Genomic DNA, 13497 nt, shown 5'->3' on the forward strand with positions numbered 1-13497 from the left:
TTTATCGCCGACATTTAATATAGAATGAACCTTGGAGTTATACATTCGGCTATCCCGGAACGACCGAGAGATACGTCGGTTAAGTATATCGGACATGGGCAACTAGAAAGCGCGCCCCAGGCTAGTTCTATACTTCACGTTATTTCTCATGAACTGGGACATGTAGCGGAATTTCGAAACGAAGCAATTCGAGATAGGGCCGAAATCCGTTCTTTAGATGTTTCGATCGAATACGAAATGAGAGACGGCAAGTTGGTCGCCGTTGCGGGCGAAACTCGTGCTACGACGGTAAAAAAATCGGATGATCGGAAACAAACTCTCTCCGAGAGCGTCGGGAAAATCGATGACGATCAAATCGAAAAGAATGAAAAAAACCATCGCCTAAAAAGCGGAAACGAAAGATCCAACTTAATTACCGATAAAGAATGGGAAATACTATCCGAATTGCGCGAAATAGAACTGGAGTTAGACGGCATCGATAAGAATCTCAATTCCTCCAATGAAGCGCAAAATGGTAAAGAAGATGAAGCGCGCCGACATATAGAATTGGTGGAAAAGAAACGCAAATTGGAGATGGCTCTAAGTCAAGAGAAGTTGAAAACTCTTTTAAAGGAAACACTCGATACGATTCAGGAATTGAACGAAAAACAGATTCAGTTTGCCGGGAAAGTTTACGGCGCCGGCGGATTCGACGTTTCCGGAAACTTTATTGAAGGTCACGCTTAACGCGAAATTTCCTTATCCTTGTCCCTGGGCTTCGTCCGGAATAGGCTCTTCCTCGTTCGGTAAAATTATAGTCTTCATCATTGTTTCTATGATCTTTCTAAGTTCCGGAAGACCTTTTCCGAATTTTGGGGATACAAGTACGACTTCAAGCATCGGGTAAAGACCTTGGATCGCTTTCATTTTCTTTCTCAATTTGGAAAGATCGGATTGGTTGAGCTTATCCACTTTCGTTCGAATTAAGACGGGTTTCATTCCCCGCTCAAAACAGGTTCCGATAAGCTCTAACTCTTCTTCGGGCAATTCTCTTTGGGCGTCCGAAAGTAAAAAAAGACATTTAAGGTCTCTCGCGGTATTCAAGTAGTTCATGAGCAAATTCATCATTTGTTCATGATCTTTATGCGAATTAGCCGAATAACCGAATCCGGGGGTATCGACTAAATACAAGGATTTTGATACGAGAAAGAAATTAAGAAGTTTGGTTTTACCGGGAGACGCGGAAACTTTCGCTAAAGATTTTCGTTCAACGATGGCGTTTAATAATCTCGATTTCCCGGAATTCGACCGACCTGCAAACGCGATATGCGGAATACCCCGTGCAGGGACTTTGAATGCATCGGCATAGGAGGAATAAAATCTTACCTCCCGGAAGAATGGATCGGGTTTCGTCTCTTGAACCTCTTCCGACATACTCTCCCCTTAACTTAAAACGCTCCTCGGAAATCATCGGATACGATATCCTCGATCCTAGCATCCCACATACGGAGACAGACCATTACAGTTTTCCCGTCCCGTTTCAGAATGGGTAGCATTTTTCTGACCGGAACCGGAATCTCTCTTTCGCGAAGCAACTCGGACAGATCCCTATGGATTCCCCCCAGCCGAATTTTATCCCCCTCCTGGTTAGGGATCGGAGAACAATCTCGCGGGATTTTTTTCGTTTTTCCGTTCCATCGTAAAAATCCGGTTTCGGGATCGAATGAAAATTCCCGAAAAAAAGGCGCACTTTTCGATAGTATATAGAGATCAGACGAAACGCTTTTCCAAAACCAAGCATCTTTATTTTCCAAAGAAAACGAAGAATGAGAATCTATTTTGGATAATAGGTCCTTTAAAAAGTTACTCGAAACCGGATGTAAATTTAAGCTTTTAAGGTGCAAGTCTAGGATATATTTGCAAATCGTCGGAGGTTCCGATTCTAAAATTTGCCTAGCGATCTTCCGAACCCTTTCCTCGCCCGAAGAGGACTCTGCGCCTTTTCCTTTTAATTTGAGTCGAGGCGGTTCCAAATCGTGGAAATTGCGATAAATTTTTTCCGAATTTGCGCCTTCTTTCAATAGAAGCGGAATCATATTCAATCTAATTCTATTTCTAAGGTACAAATGCGAGCTATTGGATTCATCCTCAAAAACGGGCCAGCCCGGATTTTCGATAAGGTATTTTCTGTCCTCTTCAGGAAGAAGCATAAGAGGCCTAAACCGGTTATTCTCAAAAACGTTCAAAGTTCTGAGTGAATTCCATCCCCCGCCTCGAATCAGCTGGATGAGCACCGTCTCAAGGTAATCCTCGGAATGATGACCGGTAGCGATATAGCCTTGCAATTCGCTCGCTATACGATGAAGGTTTTTATAACGAATAGTTCTTCCGGATTCTTCGAGGCTGAAGCCCGTTTTTAAAGAGAACTTAGGAACATTTTTTTTTTTGACCACGAATTGAAACCCGAGTTGTTCGAGGTAATTCACAATGGACGCTTCTTGCATTGAATTGTCTCGGATAGAGTGATCGAGATGAAAAAGGATAGGATCTTTCGATAGCCGATTTTTCTTCTTAAGCCATACGTAAAATTGCAGTAATAGGGAAGAGTCTTTTCCCCCCGAATATGCAATGATTGCGGTTTTCGATCGAAGTAGGTCTTGGTATTGCTTCAAATTTTCCCATAAAATGGAAAATGAATTCTCGAATACTTTGTCTTCCTCAGGCATCTTCTCTACTTTAGCCGTCTCAGGCCAACCAAAGTAATGTCGTCGGCTTGTTCCCGCTCTCCGGTAAAGTATTTTATATCGATTAGAATTTTGTCCAATAAAAGCGGTAACGACTCGTTGCGGTTTTTAAGAATGCAGGCTTTCAGCCGTTCCATTTCGTATCGTTCACCGAGGGGATTCAAGGCTTCCCAAATTCCATCCGTTCCCATTAAGAAAAAGTCTCCCCGGTCAAGGGAGAACTCGCCTTGATTTTCGAACTCCGTGATATTCGGATCAATTCCGAGAACGATACCGCCCGTTACGATCTCTTCCAGAACTCCCGATGATGCCCTATATACAAAGATATTTCCTTGACCGCCACCGCTGAATAGGAATCGATTCTCATTCCGGTTCCAATGAATCATCGTTAGAGACATGAATCTGGGAAATAAAGAATCTTTAAAGTAATTTTGATACAAGTAAGTGTTAACGGTTCCGATAATTTCCCAAGTACTTGGGTTTCTTCGAACTAGCGAATGTATGACTGTTCGCACCGTAGCCATTACTATCCCCGCAGGAACTCCCTTACCGCTAACATCCCCGATACAAATATACGTCTCGTTATCGGCGGGATCCGTTATAAAATCATAATAATCCCCGCCGACGCCAACCGCGGGAATCATCAGACCTCCGAATTCATATCCTTTTTGATCGGGAATTTTTCTTGGAAGAAGGGACCTTTGCAATTCTCTCGCGATCTCGATTTCCCTATCCATTCTTTCTTTCTCGGCGCGCTGATGGAACAAATTGAAATTTTGGATCGAAATTCCCGATTGAATAGCAAAAGCATTTAGTACTTCGACTTCTTCAGGACTCCAATGAAGGGCAGGATCTTTTGCCAATAAAATCCATATATTCGAATTCTCGGAATTCAGAACGGGTAAAAGGGCTAAATTTTTCTTTCCGAAACCGAGACGTTTCCAATCTGGCAGCTCCGAGGTATCTAAAAGTAAAACGCCGTCGTCGTCTCTATTTGCGGAAAGAATTTCCCAGTCCCCTTTTAACTCTCTATTTAACTTTAATTCAGGCGCTGTCGGACTTCCCGTTAAAAAATGGCCTTTGATCGAATTCTTTCTTTCATCGAAGGAATGTTTTTCAAGAATTCCATATATCTCGCTTTCGGAGAACTCGGTTAAAGATAAAAGGATAACTCTAAATATTTCGGTTCTGTATTTGAATCCTAAGCTGCTCAATTTTAACGCTGCGGAATGCAAATTGCGGAAGTTTCTAGATTGCGTTTGGGAAACTTCGAAAAGAATTCTATTTTTTAAAGTAGTGGCGAATTGGCTTGCGATCAGTTCTAAAAAATATTTGTCCTTCTCCACTTGATACGGATCATCTTTCTCATAATCCACATTAATAAGGCCTAACACTTCTTTCTTTAAATGAATCGGAATGCAAAGTGCGGACACTACTCGATTTAAGCGGCCGTACTGCTTGATCTGTTTATGCTTTTGTTCTACGAATTTATAATATACGGATTGGCATGTTTCCACGCATTGACTCAGGGGACCGCTATCCTCTCCTTTTTTAATTTCCATTCGAAAGGCTAGCCGTTCTAAAGAGGGACCTTGTCTGTTCTTGCAAGACTTTACGAGAATCCTATCCAATCGCGGTTCGTAGACCATTACGGAAATTCCGGGTAAACCCAGCTTTCTAAATGCAAGGTTCGTAAAGTTTTGAAGAAGGTCGTCAAGGCTGGGACTTGTATTAAATAAGGATAAAAATTCTAAAAGCACCTCGTTCGTAAGACTAGGTCCATCAGGAGGGCGTGCACGAGTGTTCTTTCGTTTTTCGAGGATCCATTCCCGTGTGCAGGATCTGCAAAAGAACTTACCGGTTTGAAAAATCCCATCGGGAATCCGTTCTTCGCCGCAAAACACACAGGACATTTGCGGTACGATACGAAATTTCTTTCATAAGGAAATCGTTTTCGTAAACGATTTCCAAAAAATAAACGCTTAAACTTCAAGTAACTGGGACAGAAAACGGAAAAAAAACGGCGAGTTGAACTATTTTGTAGCCGGTTGCTCGATTTTTAAGATTTTTTCCTTGACGCGAAAATCATCAATTCGCACCTTTTTTAAGCAGATGTCAGGCTACATAAAACCAAGTCCTCTACGCCATATTCAAGAAGTGGCGACAGCCATGAATTCGACTTTGGATCCCGATCGTCTTCTCGATCTAATCTTGGAACGGTGCATTCAGATTTGCGAGGTCGGTTCCGGCTCATTAATGCTTATAAATCGGCAAGATGAAGTTCTAGACATCGTTACGTTTCGCGGAATGAATCCTTCGGTCCGCACAAAGGTAAAGCTTAGAGTCGGTGAAGGGATTACCGGTATCGTTGCGGCTTCCGGGGAAGGAATGATCGTCAACGACGTAACGCAAAACCCGCATTACATTTCTATTAAGGACGATATTCTTTCCGAGCTGGCAGTACCGATGATCGTCGAAGACGAGGTCATCGGTGTTATCTCTTTGGATTCAAGTCGCAAGCAAGCCTTCTCGGAAGAGCATCTAGAACTCGTATCTACTTTGGCCAACATGGCCGCGCAGATATTTAAAAACTTACAAACATTTCGACAGCTTGAACAGAAAAATAAAATTCAGCAGGTTCTGATCGACATTTCGAGAACGGTTACATCTACGCTCATTCTACAGGAAATATTCGACGACATTATGGAACGTCTGGATAAATCCTTAAATCTGGAGAGAGGTTCGATCGTTCTATTCGATGCCGAAAAGAACATTTTAAAACTTACCGGGGCTTACGGACTTACTGCGGATGAAATGGAAAAAGGGGTCTATCTCCCCGGTGAAGGAGTTACCGGAAAAGTTTATGAATCGGGTGAAGCGCTTATCATCGAATCGATAGTTAACGACGATAATTTTTTAAACCGAATGGGGAATGTCACCCATTTCAAAAACAATCCTGAAAACGTCAGTTTTTTGGCGGCTCCGATAAAATCCGATACCGACGTGCTCGGAGTAGTCAGTGTTTTTTTTGTTCATAAGAAATATGTGGATTTAAAGACCTACCTGGATTTTCTTCAAGTCGTAGCATCCATCATATACCAAGCGATTCGAATTCAAAAACTGATCGATGAAGAAAAGAGAGAGATTTCCAGAGAGAACGTTTTACTAAAACGCGAGCTGAAGAATAAGTATAAATTCGGTTCGCTGATCGGAAAATCCAAACCGATGGAAAAATTGTTCGAAATGATTCAATTGGTTTCCGATTCTCGCGCCTCCGTTTTAATTACGGGAGAATCCGGTACAGGAAAAGAGATGATAGCTTCCGCGATTCATTACAATTCCTCTCGTGCCGATAAGCCGTTCATTAAAATAAATTGCGCGGCAATTCCCGAAAACCTATTGGAATCCGAATTATTCGGCCATAAGAAAGGATCCTTTACCGGCGCAGTAGCCGATAAGAAAGGAAAATTTGAAATGGCGGATACGGGCACGATATTCTTGGATGAAATCGGAGAAATGGATTTGAATCTTCAATCCAAACTACTTCGCGTTTTGCAAGAAAAGGAAATCGAAGCCGTCGGTTCCGTGAAACCTAAAAAGATAGATGTTCGTATAATCGCGGCAACGAATGCGAATTTAGAGGAATTGATCAGTCAAAAACTATTTCGCGCGGATTTATTCTATCGTCTGAATGTGGTGAATATGGTGACGCCTCCCCTACGAGATCGTCCGGAAGATATTCCGTTACTAATCAATCACTTCATTTCGAAATACACTATCGAGAATACGAAGAAAATAAAAGGGATCACGAGAGAGGCTCATAAACTGTTAATGAGCTATAGCTGGCCCGGTAACGTTAGAGAATTGGAAAACGTTATTGAAAGAGCGGTCGTTCTTTCTCAATCCGAAATGCTGGATATTCAGGATTTCTCCGAAATCAACGGAAGAATTCTATACGGAGACGAAGGGGAGTCCATTGATGTGGGAGATCCTGATACTTCTATGGAAGTCGCAAGTTCCCGGTTTTCTCCCGCACATCTTGATGCTCTGGACGGAAGGGCAATGGAAGTTGTCGTTGGAGAAGTCGAAGCGCGGTTGATTAAGTACGCGATGAAAAAATTCAAATATACGAAGACTAGAGTCGCTAAATTTCTAGGTATCAACCGGAATACTTTAGATAAGAAAATTAAAGACTTAAAGATAGACTATTAAGACGAAAGTTTTTCGTTCCAATTTTGATCGAACTGTTTGTAATTACAAGTTAGCTCTTCGCCGGCCTTTATTTTACGAACGGCCCGGTCTTTTCCCATCGGATTACTAGTTCCTTCCACCCCGGTTTTGTCCTCCAGGGTATTGGAGTCGTCGCTATGATTCATAAAACGGGAGTTATCAACGCAGAAAAACCATTTTCCTTCGTAAAGATAGGAATAAGTATAGATTAACTCGCGCAAGCGTTCCGGAAGCGAATCTACTTCCTCCTGAGTTAAAATCCAGACGGTTTTTGGATGGTATTCCCAAATTAATTCGCCCGGTTCGATGTCCCGGCCAGCAAAGAGACCCAGCCCGCCAATGGGAGAGTCGGCTACATACGTAGGTACTTTCAGCATAGTAAGAATAAGAAAAATTCGGTTCCTTTAAAATCAATCTCGTTGTTGTTTACCGGAATAAAATCTATTAAAGTCCGATAGCCGGAACAGGAGCGTTTTCCCCATCCGAGGAGTGGTACGGTTCTAAAATTCCGTTTTTCATAACAAGCACCTGATCGGCGGAATGTAAGCCGGTCAATCTGTGAGTTACAGAAACGATAGTTCTTCCCTCCCGTAATTTCTGCAGGGTTTTAAGAATTCTAGCCTCCGTAACGGGGTCCAATGCCGACGTGGCTTCGTCTAGCAATAGGATTTGCGGATTTCGAACCATTGCGCGAGCTAAAGCGATCCTCTGTTTTTCACCGCCGGAAAGTCTGGTCCCTTTATCGCCTACGATGGTCTCGTACCCGTCCGGTAATGAGGAAATAAATTCATGGATTTCCGCAAGTTTGGCCGCTTCTACTGCGTCTTCCGCGCTAGCATCCGGACAACCCAATCGGATATTCTCTAAAATGCTCGTGTGAAAGAGGAAAGTGTCTTGGAAGACGATTCCTATTAAAGAATGTAAGGCAGGTCTATGGATTTTATCCAAATCCAATCCGTCCAAAGTGACTTTACCTTGGTTCGGTTCGATAATCCCCAAAAGAACTTTAAAGATGGTACTTTTTCCGGAACCGCTCGGCCCCAGAATGATTGTATAACTTCCTTTGGGTATTTCAAGATCGATCCCGTTTAAATTCTTATTCCTGCCTTTGTATCGGAAGTGAACATCTTCCAACCGAATCATGTTTCTAAATTCCGATGGAGAAACGGAACGATTCAAGTCTTGTTCAAAGGCGGGCGTCCGCAGAATTTCCAGTATTCGCTTCGCAGACCCGCTCGCTTGATTCAATGTCGGAAAATACTGTGAAACGTATAGGAGGGAATAGCTCAAATTTAAGAACGGAGGTAAGAAAGCCGCTAGCGATCCAACGCTTACTAAGCCGTGAAATGCAAACCATGCGCCTGAAATCAGTAAAACTGCCTGCAACATTAAAATTCCACCGGAAGCGGAACGTTCTAAGTATGAATTAGTAAGTCCCAATCTTAAGGAAACGTTAAATAGCCGATCGCAATTGCCGCGGAATCTTTCCCAGAAGAGTTTATCCAAATCATAAACTCGGATTAAATTTTGAGCGGATACCGATTCTTCCACCGCATTTAAAACTTTGGCTTCTTCTCCTTTACGATCGTAACTTGCTTGAGTGGATCGTTTCGAGAAAAAGATCGGACCAAGAAATGTTACAGGCCACGTTAGCGTCGCTATCGCGCCGAGTCGCCAATCTAGAGCGAATAATAAAGCTGTTCCAAAAATTGCCTCAAGGATCGGAGAAATTCCCCAGGGAATGGCGGCTAAAACCGCGTTCTCGAGTGCGGATAGATCCGAAGAGAATCTGGAGAGGATGTCTCCCATCCTTGCATTTCCGTAGAAGTCCAAACTGACTCTTTGTAAATGCAGAAATAATTCTTCCCGCATATCGCGAATCGCTCTCGCGGAAACCCAGTTGTATAGATAATCTCGAACAGTGCCGACGGCGGTGATTAAAATCGTTCCGCCCACTAATAAAATTCCGGTAATATAAAGTACTGTTTGGTTCTTTCCAATAATGGCTTCGTCGATTAGAAACTTAAAGGAGAAAGGAATCGTGGAATAAACTAAAATTTCCACCAATAAAAATCCGAGTACTACTCCTAATCTAAGTTTGTATTTTCTGAAGAATCGAGCTAATCCTCGTAAGATTAGCAAAGGAGAATCCTGCAACGGATCTCCCGAGACTAAATTGGGTCCGAGAGAAGAGGAATATGATCCTCTAGCCGCCTGACTTCCAGGCGGAGCTTTTGGTGCATTCGTTGGGTTGTTCGGGAACGTAGCGGGATTTTTACCCAAACGGAAGCCGTCTTTGAATTTCTGTTTATTTGTCATAAATTTGTCCCCTATTGCCCTGTTCGGATTAAGGGTGGTAGGAACTTGATTTCCTAACGTAGTCCTGGAATTTCCTATTATTCTGATAGTAGCCGGGACGGAAAGCGGAAGGTGAAAGATTTTCCCCACTCTTCTGTCTCATTATGGAAAAAAATTTAGGAGACAGAATCCGGAAAAACGGTCGTATATATTTTTAGACTTGATTGAAGTATAGAATGGTACATTAGTTTTTGGGTGTCTTTTTGTTCCCGAAATAGTATTTTGTGCTGAACGCGGAATTATGATCGAATTCAACTATAAAGAAGAATATGGGGTTTATCGGGTTACGCTAAAGACGTCAGAAACCGCCCCCGGTACTCTTCATAAAATGGTTAAGGCCATGTTTTTTATGGGATTTGAGATCCTTTCCGGCGATATTCGGACCGTAAAGGAAGGCGAATCCCTTATTAGCTACGATGAATTTCTTTTGCGCTCCGATGAGACGGATTCGCGAATTAAGGCTTCGAAGCTGGGTATTCTTATGTCTTCGGTTTTTTCCGACGAGAAAGTTTTGGAAGAAATGATCCAAACATCTAGCGAAATTGATATTCGAAACACATTCTATCTGAGTAAGGACTCTCAACTGGAATTCGAAGATCTTCCGGATGGTTCCGCAACGAAATTTTATTTGGAAGCGCCGGATAGAAAGGGTCTTCTCTATTTTGTGACCGGTGTTTTGAAGGATTTAGGAATCAATATTCTTTCCGGCGAGGTTCGGACCGACGGGGCGACTAATAAAGCTCTGGATACTTTCCTGTTAACCGACTCGCGTACAGAGACTGGCTTTGCAGGATCCTCCGTGGAAGAGCGCGTTCGAAGATATATCCTTCAAAGTAGTTTAAACCAAGTTTGATAGACGAAAGATCGTTCGTCTCAGATACTATAACTTAAGCGGGATTTTCGAGCGGGGATTTGTAACCGTCCTCCATATTGTGAATTTCGTTTTATTTTAATTTCTGAACGATACGCGCCTTTTGGAAGATCCTTATGCGTATTTAGACGAACGAAAACCGATACTATTAAATAGGAGTTTTCCGCCCGGAAGATGGACGCGTCCAAGGATTTACAGAAATTCGATTTTACCGAAGAGGTAATCCAGCATTTCCGCGAAAATAGGATTATCCCGGTAGACTTTTATAACAAGAACGGACAAATCCTGATCCATAAAAAAGATATGGCTTCGGGAGACGATATCAATCGCCTTCAAAAATTCGAAAAACAAGGCATCTATTTTTTAACGGCGGAAATCGGTAAGATACGTCCCGGCTCAGGAAGAAGAAATTCATCCTTGGACCCTACTTTCGAAAAGCTGATAGATCCCGAACTCACGATCAATTTAACAAAGGGTGCGTCGGATCTCCTACAAGAGATTAAAAAGTATCCGATATCCGGCGCGAACATTAAAGACGTCGGAAAATCCATCGATTCTATATTAGAAGATTTTAAATCTTCGCCCAATATGGAAACCGGTCTTATTAATATTCTCGAGGTCATGTCCAACGTGGGCGCGCCTGTCGACTCGGAGGTCCTTACTAAAAGAACCGTGTTGGCGATGGCGATGAAAGTTAGGACGGCAAAAGCTTTTACGAAGGCCGACATGGATATTAAGAAATCCGAACAAATGAATTTAATGATGGCGTCTTATCTGGCGGATATCGGTTATACGCAGATGAAAATTCCGACCCATGCAAATTTAAAAGCGGAGGAACTGGAATATATTAAGAATCATCCTATTATTAGTTACTTGATGATAGCGAATATTCCGGAATTGGAGGACACGGTAAAAACGATCGTTTTGAACCATCACCGCCCTCACAAAGGCGAAGGACTAAACAATAATTATCCGCAGGCAAAACTACTCGTACAAAAACTTCAAGGCTATCGTGAAAAATATAAAGATGACTATAGAAAGACGCTGCTCGTAAGCGATATTCAAAAACAAGTTAAGATTATCCTGACGAACGCACTTAGCTATGACGATATAGGAATGCTTTCGATTGCCGGGGAATTTGCCTCCTTAACGACTGCTCAGCCTTGGAGAAATCCGATGGACGCGGTTAAGGCTTTGAAGTTGATCTTAAACAATAGTTTCTTTGCGTACAATGAAAAAACTCTAAAAGATTTTTACGATCATGTCGGGCTTTCTCTCTGCGAAAATCAACCGTTTCTGAAAATCGGTGACTACGTGATAGTCGCATCCCAGGATTCAAATCGCAAAGTTTTCTTCGAAATTTGCGTGATTAGGGAGTCTTATAAGAATTCTATCCGTCCTATGCTAGAGCGAATAGGGACGATAAAACCGACCTTTGCAAATAACGGAAAGATCAGGATTTCAGGCTTCGAGAAAACGAGTTTGAATTTAGACAAACGCAGGGCAATTTTTAATCTAGAACGAAACGCAGATCCGAGGCGGATCATTTATCTGGTAGATCCGGAAATCGACGAAGAATTTTTCGATTTCTTGGATAAGAAAGCGCGTGATTTTCTATCCCCTAAGTCAACTGCAACCGATAGCGACGAAACCGTCAAAGCTCCGGTTTCTTAAAGTTCATTTCGCTTAACCGGAAATTTATTCTTGCTCTAAGCGATAGCATTCTTATTTCCTAGTGATATTAGCGAGTCTTGATATACTCGGGTCGCTTTTTCGGTTGCCGTCATCAGTATAGTCCTAAGGTAATAAGCGGAAGAAAAATGAACCAGTCCTCCAATTTTTCAAACTCAGGTGATCCCACAAGATTAGAGCGCTTCGAATTTAATGAAGACGTTATTCGTCGCTTTAAAGAAGAAAAAACGATTCCGGTCGATTTTTACAATAAGAACGGACAAATTCTTATTCACAGAAAGAATAATGCTTCCGAGGCGGATATCAATCGCCTTCAGAAATTCGAGGCCCAAGGGATTTATTTTCTCATATCTGAGAGAGATAAAGTAACCATAAAATTCGACCTTCCCGATTCCGTTCATGGTCGAAAAGTATCATTCATAAAATTAGTTAATCCTGAACTTACGGTAAAAATGGCTATGGACGCGTCGTCTTTACTGAAAGAGCTTCGAGACTATCCGTTGAACGGTAATCACGTAAAAAAAGTTACAAAAGCGATCAACGAAATTCTCGAAGATTTTGCGTCAAGCTCCGATATGGAAATGGGATTATTAAACGTAATCGAAGTTATGAAAGGCGCGGGAGTTGAGACTGATTCGGAAATTCTCACAAAGCGTACGGTCATTTCCATGGCGATGAAGCTGAGAGGATTAAAGGCCCTTTCAAACAAAGATTCGGAAATTTCAAAGAATCAACAAATCAACCTGATGATGGCATCATACATGGTTGATATCGGTAAATCTAGGATGAAGTTACCGATCCATAAAGATCTAAGTCAGGAAGAATTCGAATACGTGAAGAACCATCCGATCATTAGCTACCTGATGATCGCGAATTTAAGTACGATTCAGCCGCAGGTTAAGTCGGCCGTGCTAAATAGCCATAGGCCGTATAAAGGGGAGGGTTTGAATAATAATTATCCTCAGACTGCCTTTTTGCTTCAAAAACTTCTGGGGTACTATGAAAAATACAAGGATGATCCGACTAGAACGATATTGGTGGACGACCTACAAAGACAGATTCAGCATTTGCAATCGAATACCTATAGCGACGATGATCCGTCAATAATATCTATCTCCGGCGAATTCGCTTCTTTAAGTTCGAAGCAGGATTGGAGAGAAGCGTACGACTCGATCACATCGATGAAGATCATTCTGAATAATAGTTTCTTTTCTTATAATGAGAAAGTAGTGAAGGATTTTTTCGATTTTATGGCATTAAGTTTGTGCGAAAATCGAAGCGTTCTAAATCCAGGCGATTACGTTATCGTAGTTTCTTCGGATTCCCAGCGCAAAATCCATTTCGAGACCTGCGTTATCAAAGAAATTAATCGAAATCAAACTCGTCCTCTTTTGGAACGAATCGGATCGATTCGACCGATCCTAACCAACAAAGGAAAAATTCGCATAGCGGGATATGATCGGAAATCGTTTAGTCCTGATCGACGGAAAGCGATTTTTAATCTAGGAAACGCAGTGGATCCAAGGCGCGTGGTTTATATGATAGCTCCGGAATTAGATCCTCCATTATTTGATCTTATCGATAGGAACTACAGGCAAACCGCTCCGAAATCTGTCGCTTAAG

Annotated in this window: 10 protein-coding genes; 5 read left to right on the top strand and 5 right to left on the bottom strand. The window is 42.2% G+C overall.

The features are described 5' to 3' along the window. Positions 1–24: 24 nt before the first annotated feature. Positions 25–726 (top strand): hypothetical protein, encoded by a 702-nt coding sequence (locus tag LEP1GSC058_RS14355; RefSeq protein WP_016549866.1) that lies wholly within the window; start codon positions 25–27, stop codon positions 724–726. A 12-nt stretch (positions 727–738) separates the two neighbouring features. Here the strand turns inward: LEP1GSC058_RS14355 and yihA are convergent, their stop codons facing one another. The 3 genes from yihA to LEP1GSC058_RS14370 are packed head-to-tail and all read right to left on the bottom strand — an operon-like array spanning position 739 to position 4636. Then, complete coding sequence (gene yihA / locus LEP1GSC058_RS14360) at positions 739–1413, bottom strand: ribosome biogenesis GTP-binding protein YihA/YsxC (protein WP_016549895.1); 675 nt, start codon at positions 1411–1413, stop codon at positions 739–741. Positions 1414–1427: 14 nt separating this feature from the next. Continuing rightward, positions 1428–2705: a tRNA lysidine(34) synthetase TilS gene (gene tilS / locus LEP1GSC058_RS20050; protein WP_016550646.1), complete on the bottom strand. Its 1278-nt coding sequence runs from the start codon at positions 2703–2705 to the stop codon at positions 1428–1430. Between the two features lie 5 nt (positions 2706–2710). Next, a complete protein-coding gene (locus tag LEP1GSC058_RS14370; RefSeq protein ID WP_039948410.1) occupies positions 2711–4636 on the bottom strand; it encodes a SpoIIE family protein phosphatase in 1926 nt (641 codons plus the stop codon). A gap of 256 nt (positions 4637–4892) precedes the next feature. Between LEP1GSC058_RS14370 and LEP1GSC058_RS14375 the strand changes: the two genes are divergently transcribed. Beyond that, on the top strand, positions 4893–6935 hold the full coding sequence (locus LEP1GSC058_RS14375) for a sigma-54-dependent Fis family transcriptional regulator (protein ID WP_016549455.1): 2043 nt from the start codon (positions 4893–4895) through the stop codon (positions 6933–6935). Here the strand turns inward: LEP1GSC058_RS14375 and LEP1GSC058_RS14380 are convergent. Together LEP1GSC058_RS14380 and LEP1GSC058_RS14385 are read right to left on the bottom strand one after the other, a co-directional pair. Continuing rightward, complete coding sequence (locus LEP1GSC058_RS14380) at positions 6932–7330, bottom strand: SET domain-containing protein (RefSeq protein WP_016550776.1); 399 nt, start codon at positions 7328–7330, stop codon at positions 6932–6934. The two genes, LEP1GSC058_RS14375 and LEP1GSC058_RS14380, sit on opposite strands and share 4 nt — an antisense overlap. A 67-nt stretch (positions 7331–7397) precedes the next feature. After that, positions 7398–9272: an ABC transporter ATP-binding protein gene (locus LEP1GSC058_RS14385; protein ID WP_016550858.1), complete on the bottom strand. Its 1875-nt coding sequence runs from the start codon at positions 9270–9272 to the stop codon at positions 7398–7400. A gap of 280 nt (positions 9273–9552) precedes the next feature. Between LEP1GSC058_RS14385 and LEP1GSC058_RS14390 the strand changes: the two genes are divergently transcribed. From LEP1GSC058_RS14390 to LEP1GSC058_RS14400, 3 genes are all read left to right on the top strand, one after another. Then, positions 9553–10164 (top strand): ACT domain-containing protein, encoded by a 612-nt coding sequence (locus tag LEP1GSC058_RS14390; RefSeq protein ID WP_016549418.1) that lies wholly within the window; start codon positions 9553–9555, stop codon positions 10162–10164. A gap of 192 nt (positions 10165–10356) precedes the next feature. Further along, the gene (locus tag LEP1GSC058_RS14395; protein ID WP_016550376.1) at positions 10357–11856 is read left to right on the top strand and encodes an HD-GYP domain-containing protein; all 1500 of its coding nucleotides are present in this window, start codon (positions 10357–10359) and stop codon (positions 11854–11856) included. A 146-nt stretch (positions 11857–12002) separates the two neighbouring features. Further along, positions 12003–13496 carry an HD-GYP domain-containing protein gene (locus tag LEP1GSC058_RS14400; protein ID WP_016550740.1) on the top strand — a complete coding sequence of 498 codons (1494 nt, stop codon included), beginning with the start codon at positions 12003–12005 and terminating at the stop codon, positions 13494–13496. The last annotated feature ends 1 nt before the right edge of the window (position 13497 follow it).

Origin of the sequence: Leptospira fainei serovar Hurstbridge str. BUT 6 (assembly GCF_000306235.2) — a bacterium.
Classification (GTDB): domain Bacteria; phylum Spirochaetota; class Leptospiria; order Leptospirales; family Leptospiraceae; genus Leptospira_B; species Leptospira_B fainei.

Coding starts and splice junctions, on each gene's coding strand:
- LEP1GSC058_RS14355 (WP_016549866.1), top strand. CDS start 25: ATGAACCTTGGAGTTATACATTCGGCTATCCCGGAACGACCGAGAGAT.
- yihA (WP_016549895.1), bottom strand. CDS start 1,413: ATGTCGGAAGAGGTTCAAGAGACGAAACCCGATCCATTCTTCCGGGAG.
- tilS (WP_016550646.1), bottom strand. CDS start 2,705: ATGCCTGAGGAAGACAAAGTATTCGAGAATTCATTTTCCATTTTATGG.
- LEP1GSC058_RS14370 (WP_039948410.1), bottom strand. CDS start 4,636: ATGTCCTGTGTGTTTTGCGGCGAAGAACGGATTCCCGATGGGATTTTT.
- LEP1GSC058_RS14375 (WP_016549455.1), top strand. CDS start 4,893: ATGAATTCGACTTTGGATCCCGATCGTCTTCTCGATCTAATCTTGGAA.
- LEP1GSC058_RS14380 (WP_016550776.1), bottom strand. CDS start 7,330: ATGCTGAAAGTACCTACGTATGTAGCCGACTCTCCCATTGGCGGGCTG.
- LEP1GSC058_RS14385 (WP_016550858.1), bottom strand. CDS start 9,272: ATGACAAATAAACAGAAATTCAAAGACGGCTTCCGTTTGGGTAAAAAT.
- LEP1GSC058_RS14390 (WP_016549418.1), top strand. CDS start 9,553: ATGATCGAATTCAACTATAAAGAAGAATATGGGGTTTATCGGGTTACG.
- LEP1GSC058_RS14395 (WP_016550376.1), top strand. CDS start 10,357: ATGGACGCGTCCAAGGATTTACAGAAATTCGATTTTACCGAAGAGGTA.
- LEP1GSC058_RS14400 (WP_016550740.1), top strand. CDS start 12,003: ATGAACCAGTCCTCCAATTTTTCAAACTCAGGTGATCCCACAAGATTA.